The sequence below is a fragment of the Pseudomonas sp. FP1762 genome (genome assembly GCF_030687105.1).
Classification (GTDB): domain Bacteria; phylum Pseudomonadota; class Gammaproteobacteria; order Pseudomonadales; family Pseudomonadaceae; genus Aquipseudomonas; species Aquipseudomonas siliginis.
Window position 1 is genome coordinate 2,347,572 of sequence record NZ_CP117458.1, and the last position, 23,683, is coordinate 2,371,254.

At 60.7% G+C, this 23,683-nt stretch carries 21 protein-coding genes; 9 read left to right on the top strand and 12 right to left on the bottom strand.

Annotated features, from left to right (window positions below):
* Window positions 1–579 carry a hypothetical protein gene (locus PSH90_RS10350; RefSeq protein ID WP_016774149.1) on the top strand — a complete coding sequence of 193 codons (579 nt, stop codon included), beginning with the start codon at window positions 1–3 and terminating at the stop codon, window positions 577–579.
* A 54-nt stretch (window positions 580–633) separates the two neighbouring features.
* On the top strand, window positions 634–1,596 hold the full coding sequence (locus PSH90_RS10355) for a sensor domain-containing diguanylate cyclase (RefSeq protein WP_095179571.1): 963 nt from the start codon (window positions 634–636) through the stop codon (window positions 1,594–1,596).
* A 267-nt stretch (window positions 1,597–1,863) separates the two neighbouring features.
* On the opposite strand, the gene PSH90_RS10360 is transcribed toward PSH90_RS10355, so the two are convergent.
* The 9 genes from PSH90_RS10360 to gloB all read right to left on the bottom strand — a co-directional run bounded on the left by PSH90_RS10360 (window position 1,864) and on the right by gloB (window position 15,997).
* Entirely contained in the window at window positions 1,864–4,986 is a 3,123-nt protein-coding gene (locus PSH90_RS10360; RefSeq protein ID WP_305382664.1) for a hypothetical protein, read from the bottom strand.
* A gap of 151 nt (window positions 4,987–5,137) precedes the next feature.
* The gene (fabI, locus tag PSH90_RS10365; protein WP_003202751.1) at window positions 5,138–5,932 is read right to left on the bottom strand and encodes an enoyl-ACP reductase FabI; all 795 of its coding nucleotides are present in this window, start codon (window positions 5,930–5,932) and stop codon (window positions 5,138–5,140) included.
* Between the two features lie 19 nt (window positions 5,933–5,951).
* The gene (locus PSH90_RS10370; protein ID WP_150635691.1) at window positions 5,952–7,562 is read right to left on the bottom strand and encodes an ABC transporter ATP-binding protein; all 1,611 of its coding nucleotides are present in this window, start codon (window positions 7,560–7,562) and stop codon (window positions 5,952–5,954) included.
* 1 nt (window position 7,563) lies between these two features.
* On the bottom strand, window positions 7,564–8,583 hold the full coding sequence (locus tag PSH90_RS10375; RefSeq protein ID WP_016774153.1) for an ABC transporter permease: 1,020 nt from the start codon (window positions 8,581–8,583) through the stop codon (window positions 7,564–7,566).
* 1 nt (window position 8,584) lies between these two features.
* Window positions 8,585–9,658: a microcin C ABC transporter permease YejB gene (locus PSH90_RS10380; RefSeq protein ID WP_016774154.1), complete on the bottom strand. Its 1,074-nt coding sequence runs from the start codon at window positions 9,656–9,658 to the stop codon at window positions 8,585–8,587.
* A gap of 4 nt (window positions 9,659–9,662) precedes the next feature.
* On the bottom strand, window positions 9,663–11,504 hold the full coding sequence (locus tag PSH90_RS10385; RefSeq protein WP_236169535.1) for an extracellular solute-binding protein: 1,842 nt from the start codon (window positions 11,502–11,504) through the stop codon (window positions 9,663–9,665).
* On the bottom strand, window positions 11,501–13,333 hold the full coding sequence (locus PSH90_RS10390; RefSeq protein ID WP_305382665.1) for an extracellular solute-binding protein: 1,833 nt from the start codon (window positions 13,331–13,333) through the stop codon (window positions 11,501–11,503). The genes PSH90_RS10385 and PSH90_RS10390 overlap by 4 nt, the downstream gene beginning before the upstream one ends.
* A gap of 333 nt (window positions 13,334–13,666) precedes the next feature.
* The gene (locus tag PSH90_RS10395) at window positions 13,667–15,130 is read right to left on the bottom strand and encodes a transglycosylase SLT domain-containing protein (RefSeq protein WP_041480626.1); all 1,464 of its coding nucleotides are present in this window, start codon (window positions 15,128–15,130) and stop codon (window positions 13,667–13,669) included.
* A 99-nt stretch (window positions 15,131–15,229) separates the two neighbouring features.
* A complete protein-coding gene (gene gloB, locus PSH90_RS10400) occupies window positions 15,230–15,997 on the bottom strand; it encodes a hydroxyacylglutathione hydrolase (RefSeq protein ID WP_305382666.1) in 768 nt (255 codons plus the stop codon).
* A gap of 66 nt (window positions 15,998–16,063) precedes the next feature.
* Between gloB and PSH90_RS10405 the strand changes: the two genes are divergently transcribed.
* From PSH90_RS10405 to PSH90_RS10425, 5 genes are all read left to right on the top strand, one after another.
* The gene (locus PSH90_RS10405; RefSeq protein WP_041480625.1) at window positions 16,064–16,822 is read left to right on the top strand and encodes a class I SAM-dependent methyltransferase; all 759 of its coding nucleotides are present in this window, start codon (window positions 16,064–16,066) and stop codon (window positions 16,820–16,822) included.
* A gap of 91 nt (window positions 16,823–16,913) precedes the next feature.
* Entirely contained in the window at window positions 16,914–17,384 is a 471-nt protein-coding gene (gene rnhA / locus PSH90_RS10410; protein ID WP_007910572.1) for a ribonuclease HI, read from the top strand.
* 202 nt (window positions 17,385–17,586) lie between these two features.
* The gene (gene dnaQ / locus PSH90_RS10415) at window positions 17,587–18,345 is read left to right on the top strand and encodes a DNA polymerase III subunit epsilon (RefSeq protein WP_041480624.1); all 759 of its coding nucleotides are present in this window, start codon (window positions 17,587–17,589) and stop codon (window positions 18,343–18,345) included.
* Window positions 18,332–18,631, top strand: a complete 300-nt coding sequence (locus PSH90_RS10420) for a hypothetical protein (RefSeq protein ID WP_305382668.1) — start codon at window positions 18,332–18,334, stop codon at window positions 18,629–18,631. Before dnaQ ends, PSH90_RS10420 begins: the two co-directional genes overlap by 14 nt.
* A 14-nt stretch (window positions 18,632–18,645) precedes the next feature.
* Window positions 18,646–19,260, top strand: a complete 615-nt coding sequence (locus PSH90_RS10425; protein ID WP_016774208.1) for a GNAT family N-acetyltransferase — start codon at window positions 18,646–18,648, stop codon at window positions 19,258–19,260.
* Here the strand turns inward: PSH90_RS10425 and PSH90_RS10430 are convergent.
* Both PSH90_RS10430 and PSH90_RS10435 read right to left on the bottom strand, forming a co-directional pair.
* The gene (locus PSH90_RS10430) at window positions 19,226–20,119 is read right to left on the bottom strand and encodes a LysR substrate-binding domain-containing protein (RefSeq protein ID WP_305382670.1); all 894 of its coding nucleotides are present in this window, start codon (window positions 20,117–20,119) and stop codon (window positions 19,226–19,228) included. The genes PSH90_RS10425 and PSH90_RS10430 overlap by 35 nt on opposite strands.
* 85 nt (window positions 20,120–20,204) lie before the next feature.
* The gene (locus PSH90_RS10435; protein WP_041480622.1) at window positions 20,205–20,435 is read right to left on the bottom strand and encodes a hypothetical protein; all 231 of its coding nucleotides are present in this window, start codon (window positions 20,433–20,435) and stop codon (window positions 20,205–20,207) included.
* A gap of 183 nt (window positions 20,436–20,618) precedes the next feature.
* Here PSH90_RS10435 and PSH90_RS10440 point away from each other — a divergent pair, with 183 nt between their 5' ends.
* Both PSH90_RS10440 and PSH90_RS10445 read left to right on the top strand, forming a co-directional pair.
* Window positions 20,619–21,176, top strand: coding sequence for an NADPH-dependent FMN reductase (locus PSH90_RS10440; RefSeq protein ID WP_024012496.1), 558 nt, complete (start codon window positions 20,619–20,621; stop codon window positions 21,174–21,176).
* Between the two features lie 149 nt (window positions 21,177–21,325).
* Entirely contained in the window at window positions 21,326–22,609 is a 1,284-nt protein-coding gene (locus PSH90_RS10445; RefSeq protein ID WP_236169537.1) for an arsenic transporter, read from the top strand.
* Between the two features lie 115 nt (window positions 22,610–22,724).
* On the opposite strand, the gene PSH90_RS10450 is transcribed toward PSH90_RS10445, so the two are convergent.
* Window positions 22,725–23,675: a DUF1853 family protein gene (locus tag PSH90_RS10450; RefSeq protein ID WP_305382672.1), complete on the bottom strand. Its 951-nt coding sequence runs from the start codon at window positions 23,673–23,675 to the stop codon at window positions 22,725–22,727.
* Window positions 23,676–23,683 lie beyond the last annotated feature (8 nt).

The following is a 23,683-nucleotide window of genomic DNA, read 5'->3' on the forward strand; positions in this document are numbered from 1 at the left end:
ATGAAACGACATCTTGTGTTGGGCACCGTCGTGTTGCTGGGCCTCGGTGGCTATGCCTCGGACCTGTTTGCCGAGGATCAGGAAGCGTTGAAGGCCTTCGGCACGGTGCAGAAAGTGTTCCAGAGCCCGCGCTGCCAGAACTGCCACATCCCCGGCGATTCGCCATTACAGTTCGATGCCGGCATCCCTCACGCGATGAATGTAGTGCGCGGCATGGATGGCAAGGGCGCCGCCGGTTTGCCCTGCGCCACCTGTCACGCTGAAAGCAATCCGCCGGCCAGTTATGGCCCCCATGCGCCGCCGGGTGCGCCGCACTGGAGCCTGCCGCCAGCGGCACACAAAATGGCCTGGATCGGCCTGCCCTCGGACAAGCTCTGCGCGATGATCAAGGACCGCGCGAGCAACGGCGATCGGGATTTTGCCGCACTGTTAAAACACGTCAGCGAAGACAAACTGGTGCTCTGGGGCTGGAATCCCGGGGCAGGGCGCGCACCGGTGCCGGTGCCGCACGATATTTTCGTCGCGCAGTTCAAGCTCTGGGCCGATGCCGGCGGGCCTTGTCCGGTGGCGCAAATGTGATGCCCCGACGATTAAGCGCTACGCTGAACGCATGACTGTCTACGGAGTGTGCGCATGCTGGTGCCCGGAAAACCTGCCAATGAAGCTGCACGAATCGACGCCTTGCACGGCCTCAACCTCGACTCGGCGCCGGAGGAGCGCTTTGATCGTCTGACACGCCTGGCCAAGCGCCTGTTCAACGTGCCGATCGCCCTGGTCACGCTGGTCGACAAGGATCGCCAGTGGTTCAAGTCCTGTGTGGGTCTGGATGTCAGCGAGACGTCCCGCGATGTCTCGTTCTGCGGCCATGCGATTTTGCAAAACGAGTTGATGCTGGTGCCCGATGCGCTGGAAGATTTGCGCTTTCATGACAACCCGTTGGTCACCGGCGCACCGAATATTCGCTTTTACGCCGGTTATCCATTGACGGTGCCGGACGGTAACAAAATGGGCACCCTGTGCCTGATCGATACCAAACCCCGCCATCTCGACGACGAAGAGCGTGCCTTGTTGCGCGACCTCGCGGAGATGGCCGAGCAAGAGCTGACGGCGGTGCAGATGGCAAGCATGGATGAACTGACGCTGCTGTCCAATCGCCGTGGTTTCAAGCAACTGGCCCAGCATGCGCTGGATGCCTGCGCACGTTTGAACCGACCGGCGACGCTGTTGTTTTTCGATCTCAACGACTTCAAGCAGATCAACGATCTGTACGGGCATGCCGAAGGCGACAGTGCGCTGAAGACCTTCGCCGATGTGTTGCGCATTGCCTTTCGCGAGAGCGATGTGGTCGGGCGCTTGGGTGGTGATGAGTTCGTCGCGTTGCTGACCGGCTCGAGCCACGTTGAAACCACGCGGATCATGGCGCGGCTCAAGGAAATCCTCGAAGAGCGCAACGCCACGCTGCACCGTGGTTACGCGATTCGTTTCAGCGTCGGCCAGATCGAATACGACCCCAAACGCCACGAAACCGTTGATCGCCTGCTCGCCGATGCGGATGGCGCGATGTATGCGCACAAGCAAGCTCTGAAAGGCTGTTAGTAACGGCACCATCGCTGGCGAGCCAGCTCCCACAGAGTCCAGTGACGTTAATGAGGTGTGAGTTCACCTTGAATTCCTGTGGGAGCGGGCTTGCCCGCGATGGCGGTGGGTCAGGCAATTTGATGCTGGCTGATGGAATGTCTTCGCGAGCAGGCTCGCTCCCACAGGTCTCGATGGCGCGGAGGATTTTTCAGTTCAGCACCATCTATGTGGGAGCGAGCCTGCTCGCGAAGGCGTCAGCCGATCTATCGCCGGATTCGCCAGTGCTCAGCGCTTGGGCGGGCTCAGCTTCTGGTAAAACGCCAGCCATTTCTCGTCACTGGCAGCGGCATCCTCGAGTTCGGGCACGCGCAATGCGTCTTGCAAGGCTTGCGCTTTGAAAGCATCGAACAGATGCCTGACGGCAGTGCTGGCGATGGCGTTGACTGTGTTGGAGGCGAAGGTATCGGGCACGGCGGCGCGCTCCTGTTGCGCCAGGGGGGCGCCCTGAATATCGAGGCGAGTAATGAACGCGTTACAAGTGGCATTCAAGCGAGGCTGGGAGCCGTGCCTGTAGGCTTCGGCGTCGACGGGCAGTGATTTCGCCGCATCATTTGCCCCCGATGGTTTGAGTAATGCAAGGTCGATATCGCGACGCAGCACCACTTCATTCCTGCCAGTGAAAATCTCGAAGACTCTGGCTGGACTCCCACTCAGCAGCGCCAAGATGCCGAATGGCGCAGTGCTGGCGTCAGCCAGCTTGTCCGTGGCTGCCGATACTGGCCGCAGGGCGAGCAGTTCCAGCTCGTGGTCTTCGATGTCGATTCGCTGCGCGAACGGCAAGCGACAGAACGCTTCCTTGAGAAATGCGATATGTGCGTCCTTCATTTGCCTCAGGCGTGCGCTCAGTGCCGCATGGAAGTAGGTCGCCACATTGTGCAGTCTGGGCAACGAGGCAAGCATGGGGGCCAGTTGCAACTGTGCATTGCTCGATTGCCATCCTTGCAGGTCACCTGTCAGCTTGCCGGCGACATGCAGTTCGCTCAGCGAATAGTGCGCTGCAGAGGTCTGCGTGTTGGAGTCGGGAGCAAACAGCGCCTTCTCCGTGAGGTAGGGGGAATCGCTGAACACCTTGCGCAGATCGGCCAGGGCAACCGTGACGGGAGTGGGCGGTGCCGAAAGGAACGCCCGCCGATAAAGATCGTTCAACAGGCGATTGTGGTTGCGGAACAGGACATCGGCCTGCTTCAGCGTCGTGGCGTCATAAACAGTCACCGGAAATTCGGCGTTGCGCTGGATCAGCCCTCTGGCAACCGCCCAGTCAACGACCAGTGAGGCACAGGAATCCTCGCGCAGGAATTTGTAGAAGTGCGTGGGGGCCGGGCCTTTGGTCAGTTGGCTCAGTTGCTCATAGCTCATCAGGCGTGCCACACCCGGCATTTGGCTTTCGATATACAGCACGACCTGCTTCAGCCGTACCCAACGCGAACAGCTCATGTAACAGAGTGATGGCGGAATATGCCGGGTCAGAAACTCCGGCGCTATACCGGACAACAACAGATGGGTCGCCAGCGTTTTGTTTTTTACCGATGCAAGAGCGGGCTGCCGATCAATGAAGCGACGTACCTCGTCATAGCTGTCGCCCCAGAAATCACGCCCCTCCAGACGTTGCACGACAATACGGTTCAAATCCTCACCCGCGTTCGGCTCCAGGCTGAGAATCAATGCAGCGAGCAACAGGCGATCGCGGTTGGTGGCCAGCAGGCGTTTCTCCTGCGCCGGAGCACCCAGATTCTTCACCAGCAGATTGCCCAGCGTTTGCGCGCGCTGTGTGATCAGGATACGGCTGATCAGGTAGTCGGCTTTTGCCTGGAGCGTTTTGAGCGGCAGATCGGTATCGACACCCTCACTGAGGTAGTCGATCAACGGCGGCGAGTCTACGGGTAAAAACGCCTGTGTGGTGTCGATGATGCTCTGACGCTGTTGCGCCGTGAACCGTTCGGTTTGTGTCCACGGCTGGCCGAGCAGATACCAGTGATTCATATGCCCGGGGCGGGTGTGCAGATTGATCCTGAACCATTTCACCAGCGCGAGGGCTTGCTCGACAGTGTTCGGCAAAAGCAGATTGTAGAAGCGCAACATTTGCCCAAGGGTGACTTTACCGCTCGAGCGCAGGGCGCCGCCGGCTTTGCTTGCCTTGGCCTTGAGCTGGTCGCGAAAGAGTTTCAGATCAGCCTGTTTTTCCACCTGCGCCGTCAGGGTGACCCAGCCCTTTACGCTGGCAGTACCGACATGACCGGATTCGGTGACGAGCAATTGACTGTCGGCAGGCAGTCCGTGCTGCTGCAGGATGGCTTGAAAATCCTCATCGGCGCTGAGTGTCTGCAATTGACGCTGGCCATACTTCATCCGTCCCGCCAGCGCAGAATCCGGATGGGGCTCGCTGATTTCCTCGTAATCGATCTTGGCCTTGGGCGCTTTGTTCCAGCTCAGCGCTTCAAGGCGTCGCACGATGTGCCGGTTATCTTCCAGAGCGCCAAATTCTTCACGATAACTGCGGATGGGGTCGTTGCTTTGCACGTAATCGCTGACGGAGGGCAGCGCCGGCCAGCTTTGCTGGCGCAGGCGTTGCGCAAGTGCCTTGGCTTCGCGGGCATCTTGCGGCAACGCAAACTCATAGCGGCCCAGAAGCTCGCCCAGTTTGAGGCGCGGCCCTCTGGCGGGTGCAGAAACAGAGGCCGAAGTGAGAGTTACCGGCGTGTCGAGAAAGCCTCGCTGCTCGAAAGGGTCGCTCGCCAGCAACACTTCATCGATTCGATCGGCGATCGCCCGAAAGTCTTCCAGTTGCGCGTTGCGTTCCTTCACTAGCGCCGACGTGCTCTGGCCGTTTTCATCGATGGCCGCCAGCCCGGTTTTCTTCAGCTCGGCGAGGATGACTCGGGCCTGAATCTGGTTTTGCGGTTCCGGGTAACCGTAGAACGCCAGCACCACTTGCCGTGGAAACCGATACAGCGGATTGGCGGATTTACCGCCGATGTAGGGCAGGCCCAGCCCCGCAGGATCGATACGCTGGGAAATCGACAGCAGCATCGGCGCCATCTGCCACCAGCCCGAATCATCTTCCAGCGTGAACGTGCGGACATCGCTGGAGCCGTTCGAGGGTGTCTGCGCTTGCAGGGTATCGCCCTTGATCTGCAGGGTATCCAGATCGATGTTAAAGCCACTGGCCCAATCGAGAAATTCAGGGCGTTCGAGGGCGCTCCAGTAAAGCTCCATCCATTCGCGCAGCCGGCATGCACGGGGAACCTCCAGCGTGCGCGCCGGTGTGGCGGCGCTGACCACCGGTACGGCGGTCAATTCTGCGATGAGATTGTGAATCAGCGTCTGTTCGTGTACCGGTGTGTCGTCCATCTGCGCCTCCCTGGCGGCTGATAAGCATCGAGCGCCGAGTATCAAAGGCAGGGCAGGGTGGTTGGCGGTACATATGTAGTTGGGCGAGCTTTTCTGCAGGCATAAAAAAACCCGCCGGATCCGGCGGGTTTTTCTATCGGCTACAGGAAGATCACTCTTCGATGTTGCCCATCGCGGTGGTGTTGAAGCCGCCGTCGACGTACATGATTTCACCGCTGATGCCCGACGCCAGGTCGGAGCACAGGAAGGCGCCGGCGTTGCCGACCTCTTCGATGGTGACGTTGCGGCGCAGCGGAGTCTGCGCTTCGTTGGCGGCCAGCATCTTGCGGAAGTTCTTGATGCCGGAAGCGGCCAGGGTGCGGATCGGGCCAGCCGATACGCAGTTGACGCGGGTGCCGTCCGGACCGAGGGAACCGGCCAGGTAACGGACGCCGGCTTCCAGCGAAGCCTTGGCCATGCCCATCACGTTGTAGTTCGGCATGGTGCGCTCGGCGCCCAGGTACGACAGGGTCAGCAGGCTGCCGTTGCGGCCTTTCATCATTTCGCGACCGGCCTTGGCCAGGGCCACGAAGCTGTAGGCGCTGATGTCGTGAGCGATGCGGAAGCCTTCACGGGTGGTGGCTTCGGTGAAGTCGCCGTCCAGTTGGTCGCCCGGGGCGAAGCCGACGGAGTGCACGATGCAGTCCAGACCGTCCCACTTCTTGCTCAGCTCTTCGAAGACCTTGGCGATTTCTTCATCGCTGGCCACGTCGCACGGGAAGCACAGCTCAGGGCTCGAACCCCAGCCTTGTGCGAATTCTTCGACGCGACCCTTGAGTTTGTCGTTCTGATAAGTGAAGGCAAGCTCAGCGCCCTCGCGATGCATGGCGGCAGCGATGCCGGATGCGATGGACAGCTTGCTGGCGACACCGACGATCAGTACGCGCTTACCGGCGAGAAAACCCATGTGTTGCTCCTCTTTCAGGTTATTGCGCAGTGGCTGGTGCCAGAAAAGCGGCTTCCAGCAACTGCTGTGTATACGGATGTTGGGGGGCGGCAAAAATACTTTGCGCGTCTCCCTGTTCGACCACTTGGCCATGCTTGACCACCATCAGCTGGTGGCTCAGCGCTTTGACGACAGCCAGGTCATGGCTGATGAACAAATACGTCAGGTTGTACTTGGCTTGCAGTGAACGCAACAGCTCCACCACTTGCCGCTGCACCGTCCGGTCGAGCGCCGAAGTCGGCTCGTCCAGCAGGATCAGCGCCGGTTTGAGCACCAGAGCCCGGGCAATGGCGATTCGCTGCCGTTGCCCACCGGAAAATTCGTGGGGGTAGCGGTGCCGGGTTTCCGGATCCAGACCTACCTCCTTCAATGCCGCAATGATCGCCGCTTCCTGTTCGGCTGCGGTGCCCATTCTGTGTATCCGCAGGCCTTCGCCAACGATGTCGTTGACGCACATGCGCGGGCTCAGGCTGCCGAACGGGTCCTGAAACACCACCTGCATCTCCCGCCGCAGCGGCCGAATCTCGTTCTGCGTCAGGCAGTCTAGCTGCTTGCCTTCAAAGCGGATCGTGCCTTTGCTGCCAATCAGCCGCAAAATCGCCAGACCGAGGGTGGATTTGCCGGAACCGCTTTCGCCGACGATCCCCAGGGTCTGGCCCTGAGGCAGGCTGAAATTGATGCCGTCCACTGCCTTGACGTAATCCACCGTGCGTTTGAGCAGGCCTTTCTTGATCGGGAACCAGACTTTGAGGTCCTCGACTTCAAGCAGCGGCGCGCCGATTTCATTGCTCGCCGGGCCGCCGCTGGGCTCCGCGCCGAGCAATTCCCGAGTGTACGGATGCTGCGGCGAACGGAACAGCTCTGCGCACGATGCCTGTTCGACGATGCAACCGCGCTGCATGACACATACGCGATGCGCAATTCTTCGCACCAGGTTCAAATCGTGACTGATCAGTAGCAGCGACATGCCCAATCGAGCCTGAAGATCCTTGAGCAAATCGAGGATTTTCAGCTGAACGGTCACGTCCAGCGCCGTGGTCGGTTCGTCGGCGATCAGCAATTCCGGCTCGTTGGCCAGGGCCATGGCGATCATCACCCGCTGCCGCTGGCCGCCGGACAATTCATGGGGCAGCGCCTTGAGCCGCTTGTGCGGCTCGGGGATGCCGACCATTTCCAGCAGCTCCAGCGTGCGTTTGGTCGCCACTTTGCCACTCAGGCCCTTGTGGATGCCGAGCACTTCGTTGATCTGCTTCTCGATCGAATGCAGCGGATTGAGCGAAGTCATCGGCTCCTGAAAGATCATGGCGATGCGGTTGCCACGAATATGGCGGATGGTCTTCTCGCTCAAATCCAGCAGGTTCTGCCCGGCGTAATTGATGCTGCCGGCCGGATGGCGCGCCATGGGGTAGGGCAGCAGGCGCAGGATCGAATGCGCCGTTACCGATTTGCCCGAGCCCGATTCGCCGACCAGTGCCAGGGTCTCGCCGCGCTTGATGTCAAAGCTCACGCCTTCGACCACGCGGTGCACGCGCTCGCCGAAACCGAACTCGACGGCGAGGTCACGCACTTCGATCAGATTGTCCTGATTCATTTCACTTCCTCGGGTCGAAGGCATCGCGAGCGGACTCGCCGATAAACACCAGCAAACTCAACATCAAGGCGAGCACGGCGAAGGCACTCATGCCCAGCCACGGCGCTTGCAGGTTGGATTTGCCCTGGGCGACCAGTTCACCCAGCGATGGACTGCCGGCCGGCAAGCCGAAACCGAGGAAGTCCAAAGCGGTGAGGGTGCCGATGGCGCCGGTGAGGATGAATGGCATAAAGGTCATGGTCGAGACCATGGCGTTGGGCAGGATGTGGCGGAACATGATCGCGCCGTTCTGCATGCCCAGCGCGCGGGCGGCGCGCACGTATTCCAAATTGCGGCCACGGAGGAACTCGGCGCGCACCACATCGACCAGGCTCATCCACGAGAACAGCAGCATGATGCCCAGCAACCACCAGAAATTCGGCTGGACGAAACTGGCAAGGATGATCAGCAGATACAGCACCGGCAGCCCCGACCAGATCTCCAGAAAGCGCTGCCCGGCCAGATCGACCCAGCCGCCATAGAAGCCCTGCAGGGCGCCGGCAATCACACCGATGATCGAGCTCAGCACGGTCAGCGTCAGCGCGAACAGCACGGAAATGCGGAAGCCGTAGATCACCCGCGCCAGCACATCGCGGCCCTGATCGTCGGTGCCCAGCAGGTTGTCCGCCGAGGGCGGCGCCGGGGCCGGGACTTTCAGGTCGTAGTTGATGCTCTGGTAGCTGTAGGGGATCGGCGCCCACAGAATCCACGCGTCCTTGGCCTTGAGCAGTTCGCGGATGTACGGGCTCTTGTAGTTGGCTTCCAGCGGAAATTCGCCGCCGAACGCGGTTTCCGGATAGCGCTTGATCGCCGGGAAATACCAGTTGTTGTCGTAATGCACGACCAGCGGTTTGTCGTTGGCGATCAGTTCGGCGCCCAGACTGAGGCCGAACAGAATCAGGAACAGCCACAGCGACCACCAGCCACGCTTGTTGGCCTTGAACAGTTCGAAGCGCCGGCGGTTGAGAGGGGACAGGTTCATCTCAATGCTCCCGGCTGGCGAAGTCGATACGCGGATCGACAAAGGTGTAGGTCAGATCGCCGATCAGTTTCACCACCAGCCCGAGCAGGGTGAAGATGAACAGCGTGCCGAACACCACCGGGTAATCGCGATTGATCGCCGCCTCGAAACTCATCAGGCCGAGACCATCGAGAGAGAAGATCACTTCCACCAGCAACGAGCCGGTGAAGAAGATACCGATGAATGCCGACGGGAAACCGGCAATCACCAGCAGCATGGCGTTGCGGAATACGTGGCCGTAAAGCACGCGATGGCGGGTCAGACCTTTGGCCTTGGCGGTGACCACATACTGCTTGTTGATTTCGTCGAGAAAGCTGTTCTTGGTCAACAGGGTCATGGTCGCGAAGTTGCCGATCACCAGCGCGGTGACCGGCAATGCCAGGTGCCAGAAGTAATCGAGGATCTTGCCGCCCAGGCTCAGCTCATCGAAGTTGTTCGAAGTCAGCCCGCGCAGGGGGAACCAGTCCAGATAACTGCCGCCGGCAAATACCACGATCAGCAGGATCGCAAACAGAAACGCCGGGATCGCATAGCCGACGATGATCGCCGAACTGGTCCAGACGTCGAAGTGGCTGCCGTGCCGCGTGGCCTTGGCGATGCCCAGCGGGATCGACACCAGATACATGATCAGCGTGCTCCACAGCCCCAGCGAGATCGACACCGGCATCTTTTCCTTGATCAGGTCGATGACCTTGGCGTCGCGGAAGAAACTGTCGCCGAAATCCAGCTGCGCGTAGTTCTTGACCATGATCCACAGACGTTCCGGGGCCGATTTGTCGAACCCGTACATGTGCTCGATTTCCTTGATCAGCGCCGGATCCAGCCCCTGCGCGCCACGGTAGGACGAGCCGGCCACCGCCACTTCGGCACCACCGCCGGCAATCCGGCTCGTGGCGCCTTCGAAACCTTCGAGCTTGGCGATCATCTGCTCGACCGGCCCGCCGGGCGCGGCCTGGATGATCACGAAGTTGATCAGCAGAATGCCGAACAGGGTCGGGATGATCAGCAGCAGTCGCCGAAAGATATACGCCAGCATCTGATTACTCCGTGCCCGCAGGGTCGGCTTGCAGTTGGGTTTCGACTTCTACGGCAGGCTTGGCGTCAGGCTTGACCCACCAGGTGTTGATGCCGATGTCGTACTTGGGCGAGGTTTTCGGGTGGCCTATATGATTCCAGTAAGCCACGCGCCAGCTCTTGATGTGCCAGTTCGGCACCACGTAGTAGCCCCATTGCAGCACCCGATCCAGCGCGCGAGCGTGGGCAACCAGACTTTTGCGCGAGTCGGCGTTGATCAGGCTTTCCACCAGTTGGTCAACGGTCGGGTCTTTGAGCCCCATGCTGTTGCGGCTGCTCGGTTTGTCGGCGGCGGCGCTCATCCAGTACTCGCGCTGCTCGTTGCCCGGCGAATTGGACTGGGGAAAACTGCCGACCATCATGTCGAAGTCCCGCGAGCGAACGCGGTTGATGTACTGCGAGACGTCGACGCGGCGGATCACCAGATCGATGCCGAGGTCGCTGAGGTTGCGCTTGAACGGCAGCAGCACCCGTTCGAACTCGGTCTGGGCGAGGAGGAATTCGATTACCACCGGTTTGCCAGTGGCGTCGACCATTTTGTCATCGACGATTTTCCAGCCGGCCTCTTGCAGCAGTTGATACGCCTCGCGCTGCTGGGTGCGGATCATGCCGCTGGCGTCGGTCTTGGGATTTTCGAAGGCTTCGCTGAACACCTGGGCCGGCAGTTTGCTGCGAAACGGTTCGAGGATCTTCCGTTGCTCGGCGTCGGGCAGGCCGGTGGCGGCCATTTCCGAGTTCTCGAAGTAACTGCGGGTGCGCACATAGGCGCCGTTGAACAATTGCTTGTTGGTCCATTCGAAGTCGAACAGCAGCCCCAGCGCCTGACGCACGCGCACATCCTGGAACACCGGGCGGCGCAGGTTGAAGACGAAGCCCTGCATGCCGGTCGGGTTGCTGTTGGGGATCAGTTCCTTGATCAAACGCCCCTCGGTGACCGCCGGAACGTTATAGGCGCTGGCCCAGTTCTTCGCGGTCATTTCCAACCAGTAATCGAACTGCCCGGCCTTCAGCGCTTCGAGGGCGACGGTGTTGTCGCGGTAATAGTCGGTGGTCATCGTGTCGAAGTTGTAGAAGCCACGGTTGACCGGCAAGCCCTTGCCCCAGTAATCCTTGACCCGCTCGTAACGTACCGAACGGCCGGCCTTCACTTGGGTGACCTTGTACGGGCCGCTGCCCAGCGGGATTTCCAGATTGCCCTTGTTGAAGTCGCGACTGGCCCACCAGTGTTTCGGCAGGACCGGCAACTGGCCGAGGATCAGCGGCAGCTCGCGGTTGTTGCTGTGCTTGAACTTGAACAGCACTTTCAACGGGTCTTCGGCGATGGCTTCGGCGACGTCGTTGTAATAGCCGCGAAACATCGGCGAGCCTTCCTTGGTCAGCGTCTCGAAGCTGAACACCACGTCTTCGGCGCGCACCGGGTGGCCGTCGTGGAAGCGTGCTTCCGGGCGCAGGTAGAAACGCACCCAACTGTTGTCGTCGGCTTTCTCGATCTTGCTGGCAATCAGGCCGTATTCGGTGAACGGCTCGTCGAGGCTGTGTTTGGTCAGGGTGTCGTAGATCTGGCCGATGTCATCGGCGGGCACGCCTTTGTTGATGAACGGGTTGAGGCTGTCGAAGCCGCCGAAACCGGCCTGACGAAACACACCGCCCTTGGGCGCATCAGGGTTCACGTAATCGAAATGCTTGAAATCGGCCGGGTATTTCGGCGGCTCGTTGTACAGGGTCACGGCGTGTTGCGGGGCGGCCCAGGCCAGCCCGGCGAACAGCAAGCCGCCGGCCTGCACGAGCAGGGTGCGAACAGCGTTCATCGATCTTTCTCCGAAGACTTCAGCCACCATGCGCTCAGGCCCAGGGTGTAGGGCGGCGTGGTGACAAAGGCCAACCGGTTGCGGTAGGCCAGACGGTGATAATTGAGGTACCAGTTGGGAATGCTGTAGTGCTGCCAGAGCAGCACGCGGTCGAGCGCTTTGCCGGCGGCGACCTGCTCGTCGCGGGTGCGAGCGGCGAGCAACTGTTCGAGCAGGTGATCGACCACCGGATTGGCGATGCCCGCGTAATTCTTGCTGCCCTTGACGTTCACCTGGCTGGAGTGGAAGTACTGCCACTGCTCAAGACCGGGGCTTAAGGTCTGGCCCAGTGTCATCGAGATCATGTCGAAATCGAATTGGTCGAGGCGCTGTTTGTACTGGGCGCGATCGACGGTACGCAGGCGCGCGTCGATGCCGATGCTGTTGAGGTTTTCGATGTACGGCTGATAGAGCCGCTCCAGGCTCGGGTTGACCAGCAGCAGTTCGAAGCGCAGCGGTTGGCCGTCTTTGTCTTGCAGGCGCTGGCCGTGGAGCTTCCAACCGGCCTCGGCGAGCAGGGCGAGGGCTTTGCGCATAGTCTCGCGCGGAATGCCACGGCCGTCGGTTTTCGGCAGGGTGAACGGCTCGGTAAACAGCCTGGCCGGCAGTTGCTCCTTGTAGGGTTTGAGCATCAGCCATTCATGGCCGACCGGCAGGCCGGACGCAGTGAATTCGCTGTTGGGGTAGTAGCTGCTGGTGCGTTTATAGGCATCGCTGAACAGCGCGCGGTTGGTCCATTCGAAGTCGAACATCAGACCCAACGCTTCGCGCGTCCTGACATCGGCGAAGGTCGCGCGGCGGCTGTTCATGAACAGGCCCTGAGTCTGGGTCGGGATCTGATGCGGGATCTGCACCTTGATCACTTCGCCACGACGTAAAGCAGGGAAGTTGTAACCGTTGACCCAGTTCTTCGCCTGATGCTCGATGTAGATGTCGAACTCCCCGGCCTTGAACGCTTCGAAGGCGACATCGCTGTCGCGGTAGAACTCGACTTCCATGCGATCGAAATTGTACTTGCCGCGATTGACCGGCAGATCCTTGCCCCAGTAATCCTTGACCCGCTCGAAAATCAGCTGCCGACCCGGCGTGACCGACGTGATGCGGTACGGCCCGCTGCCCAGCGGTGGTTCGAACGTGGTGGCTTTGAAGTCGCGGTCTTTCCAGTAATGCTGCGGCAGCACCGGCAACTCGCCCAGGCGCAGGATCAGCAGCGGATTGCCCGAGCGCTTGAACACGAAACGAATGCGCTGTTTGTTGAGGATGTCGACCCGTAGCACTTCCTGCAAGGCCGTGCGATATAGCGGATGACCGTCCTTGAGCAGCAGGCGATAAGAGAATGCCACGTCATAGGCGGTGATCGGTGCGCCGTCGTGGAACCGCGCCTCGGGGCGTAAATTGAAGACGACCCAGCTGCGATCTTCGCTGTACTCCACCGATTGTGCGATCAAACCGTAGCTCGACGCCGGCTCGTCGCCGGACGGCGAATACTGCCCGGTACCGACCATCAGCGGCTCGTTGAGCTCGTTGATGCCGTACTGGAGAAAATTGGCGGTGGTAACCGGGCTGGTGCCCTTGAAGGTGTACGGATTGACAGTATCGAAGGTGCCGAACGCCATCACCCGCAACGTACCGCCTTTGGGCGCTTGCGGGTTGACCCAGTCGAAGTGGGTAAATCTGGCCGGGTACTTGAGCGTGCCGAACTGCGCATAACCATGACTTTCGGTAATCGTCGCGCTTGCGGGTGAGCTCAAGGCCAGGCTGATCAGGAGCAGGGAGAGGGCACGCTTCAAGTCAGATCCGATCCAGCGGCTTGGGCTTTGTGGGCCGTACAGTAACAGCTTGTCTGGACAGGAAAAAGATGCGGGTTAATGCCGGGTTAATCGTTTGCGCGAAGAGCCCCTCACCCTAACCCTCTCCCGGAGGGAGAGGGGACTGATCGTGGTGTCTGGGCGAATTGCACCGAGGTGCGATACCGAGTCGAAGTCAGTTTCTGAAAAGCCCCTGATCGGCTCCCTTTCCCCCTCTCCCCCTGGGGGAGAGGGCTGGGGTGAGGGGGATGGATCTAAAGCACACCACAAAAACTTCATCCAAAAAAAGCCCCTGAAATATCAGGGGCTCTTCATTCAGTGCGGCTGATAAACCGTAAGCATCTGCCCCGGCTTCAACGCCTTGCCCGCACCCGGGTTCCAACGCTTGAGATGTTGCATCTCGACGTTGAACCGCTTGGCCACCACATACAGGGTGTCGCCGCGCTTGACCTTGTACTGGGTCTGCTGCTTGCTCTCGTCCTTGCCTTTGGTCTTGGTATTCGCCGCGACCACGGTGTTGACCCGGCCGGACTTGCGCGCCGGGGCACGCTTGGTGTTGTCCTGCATGACCAGGGTCTGGCCGACCTTGAGATTCTTGCCGGTCAGCTTGTTCCAGCGCTGCAGATCCTTGACTTCGACCTTGTTGGCCTTGGCGATGGAGCCGAGGTTGTCGCCACGCTTGACCCGATAAGCACGTTTGAGCTGCGCCACTTCCGACGGATCGGCGCCTTCGAACACCGGTTTCAGCGAGCGCGGGCTGATCAGTTCGTCCGGGCGCATGGTCTGCAGACTGGCGGTCAGCAGTTGCGCCTTGGACGTCGGCACCAGCAAGTGCTGCGGACCGTCGATGGTGGTGCGCTGTTTGAACGCGGGGTTGAGCTGGAACAGTTCGTCTTCATCGATGTTCGCCACCGCAGCGACCTTGGACAGGTCCATGCGCTGGTTGATTTCGACGACCTGGAAGTACGGTTCGTTGGCGATCGGATTGAGGTTGACGCCATAGGCTTCCGGCGCCAGCACCACTTGCGACAGCGCCAGCAACTTCGGCACATAGGCCTGGGTTTCCGCCGGCAGCGGCAGGTTCCAGTAGTCAGTGGGCAGGCCAAGCTTTTCGTTGCGCTCGATCGCCCGGCTGACCGTGCCTTCACCGGCGTTGTAGGCCGCCAGAGCCAGCAGCCAGTCGCCGTTGAACATGTCGTGCAGGCGGGTCAGATAATCCATCGCGGCCGTGGTCGAGGCTGTAATGTCGCGACGACCATCATAAAAACGCGTCTGGCGCAGGTTGAAGTAACGCCCGGTGGACGGAATGAACTGCCACAGGCCCACCGCATCGGCGCGGGAATAGGCCATCGGGTTGTACGCGCTCTCGATCACCGGCAGCAGGGCCAGTTCCAGCGGCATGTTGCGCTCTTCGAGGCGTTCGACAATGTAATGAATGTAGAGGCTGCCGCGTTCGCCGGCATTCTCGAGAAAAGAGGGGTTACTGGCGAACCACAGGCGCTGTTGCTCGATGCGCGGATTGACGCCAAGGCCTTCCTGCAACTGGAAGCCCTGACGCATGCGTTCCCAGATGTCCTGGGGCGCCACTGGAGTGGGCTTCTCGGTCAGCCAGATCGGCTTCTGCTTGGCTCGCGCAGCAATGTTCGGCGTATGCGTCGCTTCAGTCTGCGGAGCGTGGCTGGAGCAACCCGCCAGCGTGGCGGACACAGCCACCGCGATGGCTTGTGCCAGGCGGGTCAAAGCATCTGAATTGACGGACTTACGTATGGATGACGACATTGGCTGGAAGTAAGTTCCGGGCAAAAATGTCGGGCGATTCTAGAAAGCGCACCCCCTGCGGTCAACCATTGAGAATTTTTGCCCCGGCCGGCGCGCTTGTCAGAACTTGTCTTTCCATGCCCGCAGAGCCGCAAATACCTCGCTCGGCTCCCGGTTTTGAGCGCCTTCCCGTTCGTCCACTTTTTGTGTAACCAATGTTTCAGAAGTGCGTAAAAACGGATTGGTCAGCTTTTCCAGGGCCAAAGTCGACGGCAATGTCATCACGCCGTTCTGCCGTTGCTGCGTGACCTTTTCCAGACGGGCGGCGACTTCCGGGTTGCCCGGCTCGACGGCGGCGGCAAATTTCAGATTGCTCAAGGTGTATTCATGGGTGCAGTAGACCAGCGTATCTTCCGGCAGGGCCGCAAGACGGCTGAGCGAGCGGTACATCTGCTCGGGTGTGCCTTCGAACAGCCGGCCGCAACCGGCGGCGAACAGGGTGTCGCCGCAGAACAGCAGACCATGGTGGTAATAGGCGATGTGCCCCAGGGTGTGACCGGGTACCGCATAGACGTCGAAGTCCCAGCCGAGCACGCTGACGCTGTCGTTGTCCTTGAGCGCTACGTCGCGCGCCGGGATGCTTTCGCTGGCCGGGCCGTAGACCTTGGCGCCGGTCGCGGCTTTCAGGCGCTCGACGCCGCCGACATGGTCATGGTGATGGTGAGTGATCAGAATATCGCTGAGCACCCAGCCCGGATGCGCGTCAAGCCACGCCTGCACCGGGGTGGCGTCGCCCGGATCGACCACCGCGCAACGCTGGGTCTGGTGATCCTGTAACAACCAGATGTAGTTGTCGGTGAACGCGGGCAGGGCACTGATCTGTATCATCGTCGGAATTCGCCAAGCAGAAAACATTGGCGCATCTTAGTAGTTCCTGGCGCGTTGGAGAATGACATGACCGATAAAGCGTTCGCTCAGGCCGATCCCGACTGGCTGGCATTGATCAGCGCCGCCCGCGAATGGCTGTCGGGGCCGCTCGGGCAATTTCTGCTGGATGAAGAGCGGCGCATGCTCGATGACGAGCTCGGCCGCTTCTTCGGCGGTTATCTGGTGCATTACGGGCCGTCCGCCGAAACCCCGCCGGCCGCGCCGCAAGTGCAGCGCAACGTGCGTCTCGGCGCACCGTTGCCCGGGGTCGAGATCGTTTGCGAAGAGCAGGCCTGGCCGTTGAGCGAGCACGCTGCCGACGTGGTGGTGATGCAGCATGGCCTGGATTTCTGCCTGTCGCCCCACGGCTTGCTGCGTGAAGCGGCGAGCAGCGTGCGCCCCGGCGGGCATCTGCTGATCATCGGCATCAACCCCTGGAGCACCTGGGGGCTGCGGCATTTCTTCGCCAATGATGCCCTGCGCAAGGCGCGCTGCATCTCGCCGTCGCGGGTCGCCGACTGGCTCAATCTGCTCGGCTTTGCGCTGGAGAAACGCCGCTTCGGGTGCTATCGTCCGCCGCTCGCGTCACCCAAGTGGCAGAACCGCCTGGCCGGCTGGGAACGCAAGGCCGGTGACTGGCAATTGTCTGGCGGTGGCTTCTATCTGCTGGTGGCGCGCAAGATCGTGGTGGGTCTCAGGCCGTTGCGCCAGGAACGCCGCGAGCCGATGGGCAAGCTGATTCCGCTGCCGATGGCCAAGGTCAACCGCCGCCGCATCGAACCGTAAATCTTCTTTTATTTGTGGCCGGGCTTGTCCCGGCCGCGGTCATTGTCGATCCGTGATTGGCAGGACAGGCATTTTTTCTGGAAAGACTGGCATGAGCGAAAGCGTGGAAAGCGTCGATACCGTAGAACTGTTCACCGACGGCGCCTGCAAGGGCAACCCCGGCCCCGGCGGCTGGGGCGCGCTGCTGGTGTGCAAGGGCGTCGAAAAGGAACTGTGGGGCGGCGAGGCCAACACCACCAACAATCGCATGGAGCTGCTCGGCGCGATTCGTGGCCTCGAAGCGCTCAAGCGCCCCTGCGAAGTGCTGCTGGTCACCGACTCGCAATACGTGATGAAAGGCATCAACGAGTGGATGGCCAACTGGAAGAAGCGCGGCTGGAAAACGGCTGCGAAAGAGCCGGTGAAGAATGCCGATCTGTGGAAAGAGCTGGACGAGCAGGTCAACCGCCACAAAGTCACCTGGAAATGGGTGCGCGGGCACATTGGCCATCACGGTAACGAGCGGGCTGACCAACTGGCCAATCGTGGCGTTGACGAAGTGCGTGGTTACAAGCAGAGCTGATTTCGCTTCTAACCGTGGCGTAGCCATTCGCGAGCAGGCTCGCTCCCACAGGGAAATGTATTCCAGGCCTTGAATTGGAATGCATTCCAATGTGGGAGCGAGCCTGCTCGCGAAGGACCCGGCACGGTCTGACTGAAACACCCCGCCGAGCGTGTTAACATCCGCGCCTTTGCCCGATTGACCCGTTGAGAGCTGAGCACTGATGGCCACCAGATCCGTTGTACTCGATACCGAAACCACCGGCATGCCGGTGACCGATGGTCACCGGATCATTGAAATCGGTTGCGTCGAACTGATCGGTCGGCGCCTGACGGGCCGGCACTTTCACGTTTATCTGCAACCGGATCGCGAGAGCGACGAAGGCGCGATCGGTGTGCACGGCATCACCAACGAATTCCTCGTCGGCAAGCCGCGCTTTGCCGAAGTCGCCGACGAGTTCTTCGAGTTCATCCAGGGCGCGCAGCTGATCATCCACAACGCGGCGTTCGACGTTGGCTTCATCAACAACGAATTTGCCTTGATGGGCCAGCACGATCGCGCCGATATCACCCAGCATTGCACCATCCTCGATACCCTGATGATGGCCCGGGAACGTCACCCGGGGCAGCGCAACAGCCTCGACGCGTTGTGCAAACGTTACGGCGTCGACAACTCCGGCCGTGAACTGCACGGCGCCTTGCTCGACTCGGAGATTCTCGCCGACGTCTACCTGACCATGACCGGCGGCCAGACCAGCCTGTCGCTGGCTGGCAACGCGTCCGACGGCAATGGCACGGGCGAGGGCGCCGACAACTCGGCTACCGAAATCCGCCGCCTGCCGGTCGATCGCCAGCCAGCACGCATCATCCGGGCGACCGAAGAAGAACTGGCGGCGCATCTGGTGCGGCTGGAAATCATCGCCAAATCGGCGGGAGCGCCGGCGTTGTGGACGCAGATTGCCGAGGCTGATGCGCAGGTCTGAAAAATCAAAAGATCAGAAGATCAAAAGATCGCAGCCTTCGGCAGCTCCTACGGGGAATGCATTCCATAGTGGGGACCAGGAAGGCAGCGATTTTTTGCGTTTGGCGACATGGAGCCAAGTTGCCACCCTCGCCACATTCGCCGCAACCCTCTACCCTGAGTGCACTGGTCAGGTGCAAATCTGCCGCCTCAGGACACTGAGCCTCATGTACAAAGAGTTGAAATTTGCGCTGGCAATCATCCATCGCGACGGTAAGGTCGACACCGTCGGCTGCGTCAAGGAATGAGGACTTTTCCCAGTATGCAACCGGTCATGAATCCGAAATACCCAGGGTTGTCGGTGCGTGTAGCCGACGAAGGTTTTGCGCCGTATATCTGGGGCAGCGACTTCAGTTTCGAGGTCGCGGCCTACGGCGCTGCCGTGATCGGCAAACCGGTCGAGCAGTGGCCGGTGACGCCGATCGTGCCGTACCGCAAGTGCTACGGTATTGATCCCGAAGAATTCAGCGCCTTTCACAACGCGCCCGACAGCGCGATTTTCATGGCGTACCTGGACGACGAGCCGGTCGGTCACCTGGTGATCAGCACCAACTGGAACGGCTTTGCCCACATCGATGAGCTGGCGGTGCATGCCCCGGCCCGTCGCCACGGCGTGGCCAAGGCGTTGCTTGATGTCGCGCAGTTCTGGAGTCGCAAGAAGAAGCTGCCGGGCATCATGCTCGAAACCCAAAACAACAATCTCGGCGCCTGTCGTCTGTATGAGCGTTGCGGCTATGTGATCGGCGGCATCGACCAGTTGCGCTATCGCGGCATCGATCCGCATACCGCTGAAGTCGCGTTGTTCTGGTATCGCCTGTTCGATAATCCGCTGGAAAAACCACTCAGCTCGACAACATCGCCTCGGCTTGTTCCGTGACGATCGCCAGCAAGGTCTGAATCGCCGCCGACGGCGCGGCATGTTTGAAGGTCAGGGCGCAGAGGCTGATCGGCACTGCCGGTGAGAGCGGGCAGACGTCAAGCCCACCGGCGCGGGCGCCCAGAGCGGTGAACGGATCGACGATGGCCAGACCTTCGCCGGCCTCGACCATGCTGCGCATCATCTGATGGGTCTGCACGCGGGTCTGAATGCTTGGCGCCGGGCGCAGCGCCTGAAGTTTGTTTTCCAGCGCCGGGCTCAGCGGATCCTGACCTTCGAGACCGACCATGGCCTGACCGGCCAGATCCACTAGGGAAATGTATTTCTGTTTCGGCTGCAGCCAGCCGTGCGGAGCGAGCAATTGCAGCTTGCCCTGGGCCAGCGGCTGGCAGTGGATATCGGGGTGTTCGGGATCGTGCAGGCTCAGGCCCAGATCGCTTTCGCGCAATAACAGGCTGCGGACGATGTCGCGAGTCGGCGCGCTGAGCAGGCTGCAAGGTGCGTCCGGCAAGCGCCGACGCAGAGTCGCAAGGCTTTGTGGCAGTAATTGTTGAGCCAGCGGCGGGGTGCCGATGATGCGCAGGGGTGGGGCGAGGTATTGCTTGAGGCTGCTGGCCAGACGCTGCACCGGCTCAAGCGCCTCATAAACGTGCGCGATTTCCACCTGCAAGGCGCGCGCTTCGGGGGTCGATTGCAGGCGCCCGCGAACGCTGGCGAACAGCATGAACCCCAACTGACTCTCGGCTTCGCGCAAACGCTCTTCGACCTCGGTCACCGGCAGTTGCAGCCATTCGGCGGCGGTGCCCAGGTGACCGGTCTGCAAGAGCGCCTGGATCACTTCGATGTGGCGTAAACGCATGCGTGAAGTCCATGTTCAGCAGGTGGGGTCAAACGCTGAATCCTACCCCAAGTCCGCTCGCATGACTTCTGCTCATAATGCAGGGTTATGAAGCAACGGTTGGCTCGGGTTCGCGGATCAGGGTAATGCCTGACTGAACCAGGAGAAACTCGCTGTCACTGACCTTGTTGACCCGATCGCCAATGGCGAGTTTGTAAATGGGCTCCGAGCCAGTGGATCCGTCTGCAGACGGGTTCGATTCCTGGAATTCATGCACGGAATAAACGCGGCCTTCCGCATCTCTTGCATGAAACTGACCGACGAGTACTGCTGCCATCTGCTTAGAACCTCTGGAGATAAAACGCTTGATTTGCGGCTTTGTAGACCGTCAGCAAGCTCGGTAAGTTTTCCTACATGAAAAAAATATTCCTCGCGCAGGAAAAACCAATGACCACTGGTGAAAATGTCACTGGATCATCTATAACTAGCGACTCTTCCCACGGACCATCGAGAGTCATCCATGAGCAATGTCTACAACGTCGCTGTAGTGGTCGGTAGCCTGCGCAAAGCATCGATCAATCGCAAAGTCGCACTGGCCCTCGCCGAACTGGCACCGGCCAATCTCAAGCTCGAGATTGTCGAAATCGGTGAACTGCCGCTGTACAACGAAGACATCGACGGCGCTTCTCCGCCGGCAGCCTACAGCACTTTCCGTCAGAAAGTGGCGTCATCCGACGCGGTGCTGTTTGTTACCCCCGAGTACAACCGCTCGATCCCGGCACCGTTGAAGAACGCCATCGACGTCGGTTCGCGCCCTTATGGCCAGAGCGCGTGGAGCGGCAAACCCGGCGCGGTGATCAGCGTATCGCCAGGCGCCATCGGTGGCTTCGGCGCCAACCAGCACCTGCGCCAGACCTTTGTTTTCCTCGATATCCATTGCCTGCAACAGCCGGAAGCCTATCTGGGCGGCGCGGGCAACGCGTTTGATGAAGCGGGCAAGCTGAGCGACTCGGTGAAACCGTTCCTGCAGAAATTCATCGATGCGTACGGCCAGTTCGTCGAGCAACACAAGAAATAAACTTACCGAAACTCACTGTGGGAGCGAGCCTGCTCGCGAAGGCGGACTGTCAGATAACAATTTCTAGTCTGACACACCGCTTTCGCGAGCAGACTCGCTCCCACATTTGTTCGATTTCCACCCGTTTCGCTATTTGAAGGCTTCTGCGAATGCTCGCTGCGTCACTGATTTTCCTGCTGACCATCACCCTCGTCATCTGGCAACCCAAGGGGCTCGGCGTCGGCTGGAGTGCAACGTTGGGCGCCGTGCTGGCGTTGATTTTTGGCGTCGTTCACCTCACGGACATCCCGCTGGTCTGGCAGATCATCTGGAACGCCACCGGCACCTTCGTCGCGCTGATCATCATCAGCCTGTTGCTCGACGAGGCTGGCTTCTTTAATTGGGCAGCGCTGCACGTGGCGCGCTGGGGGCGGGGCAGTGGGCGCAAACTGTTTGCCTTCATGGTGCTGCTCGGCGCGCTGGTCTCGGCGCTGTTCGCCAATGACGGTGCGGCGCTGATTCTCACGCCGATCGTGATTTCAATGCTGCTGGCGCTGCGCTTTTCACCGGCGGCGACGCTGGCCTTCGTCATGGGCGCCGGGTTTATCGCCGATACGGCGAGCCTGCCGCTGGTGGTGTCGAACCTGGTCAACATCGTTTCTGCGGACTTCTTCAATATCGGCTTCAACCGTTATGCAGCGGTCATGGTGCCGGTGAACTTCGTCAGCGTGGCGGCGACGTTGGGCATGTTGCTGTGGTTTTTTCGCCGCGACATCCCGGCCGCTTACGATCCGGAACAGCTGGAAAACCCGCACACCGCGATCCACGACAAAGCGACGTTCTACGCCGGTTGGGCGGTGTTGGTGATCCTGTTGATCGGCTGCTTTGCCCTCGAACCGCTGGGCATTCCGATCAGCGCAATTTCGGCGGTGTGCGCCGCGCTGCTGCTGGGTATTGCCGCGCGCGGCCACAAAATCTCCACGCGCAAAGTGATGAAAGAAGCGCCGTGGCAAATCGTGATTTTCTCGTTGGGCATGTACCTGGTGGTGTACGGCCTGCGCAATGCCGGACTCACCGGTTACCTTGCCGGGTGGCTGGATGTATTCGCCGGCCACGGCGTGTGGGGCGCGGCGATGGGCACCGGGGTGCTGACGGCGCTGCTGTCGTCGATCATGAACAATCTGCCAACGGTACTGATCGGCTTGCTGTCGATCGACGCCAGTCAGGCCAGCGGGGTGATCAAGGAAGCGATGATCTACGCCAACGTGATCGGCAGCGACCTGGGGCCGAAGATCACTCCGATCGGCAGTCTGGCAACGTTGTTGTGGCTGCATGTGCTGGAGCGCAAAGGCATCCATATTGGCTGGGGCTATTACTTCCGTGTCGGGATTGTGTTGACCGTGCCGGTGTTGCTGGTGACGTTGGCGGCATTGGCGGTGCGGCTATCCCTATAGACCGAGTTGCTCTTTTCGCGAGCAGGCTCGCTCCCACAGGGATCGCATTCCACATTTGAGATGCTTTCTCTGTGGGAGCGAGCCTGCTCGCGAATTGGGTCAGGCACTACAAATCTCAGGCTTGGCCGGGGACATTCGGCCAAAGATCCGCCACCAGAAACAACCGCTCCGCCTCTTCCCATTCGCCCTGGGCATTCTCGGTCAGGCGCACCATCAACTGCGCCGGGGCCAGTGCTGGCAGGTCTGCCAGCCACAAACGCAAGTGCTCATCTGTCCAGACCTGATCCGCCGGGTAATGCGCCGGCGCCAGCCACGCATGGCGGGGCAGGGGTTGCCAGCGGCCCGGCGGGCGCTGCGCGACAAACGCCGGCCAGTCCTTCTGATGCAGCCAGCTGCCACGCAGATGTTGTGGATGCGCGCCGTTCGGTGAGTCGGCGTGCCCGGGCCACGGATATAGCAGATAACCGCCCAGCCACAACTGCGCGCTGAAGGTTTCGATATCCAGCGCCGCGAGCACCTCGCGGCTTTCCGGGCGCGCCGAGATCGGCAATTGATGCTCGGCCAGATGTGCCAGTTTGCGATCCAGCCGGTCATGACAACCCGGCCCCAGCCACTGCGCGGGATCGCGGCCATCGCCATCCTGCGGGCCAAGGTAGAGCTTGATCGCCAGTTCCAGATGATGCACGCCGTCGCGGTCACGCAGCAGCATGTCGAGTTCGCCGAGGGTGTGCCCGGCGCGGCGAATCGGCAGGTTGGCGGCGATCAGTTCGATGCCCGGCGCATGCGAGACGGCGAACTGCCAAAGACGCTCGTAATACAGACCCAGACGCCGGGTGCGCGCCTGAGACAGCCATTGCAGCAGGCCGTAACTGTCGCGGTCGAGCTGGTGCAGCCAATGTTCGAGGCGCTGCGGGTCGTGCACCCAGTCGCTGCCGGCAAGCGGATGGCGCTGGGGCCACGGCGTGGCGGCGAGCATCGGCGGCGCGAGGATCACCCACGCCAGGTCCCGCACTTCGGGATGGCGTAATCGATGGGGCAATTGCAACAAGTCGGGGAACAGGATCATCTTGCGAG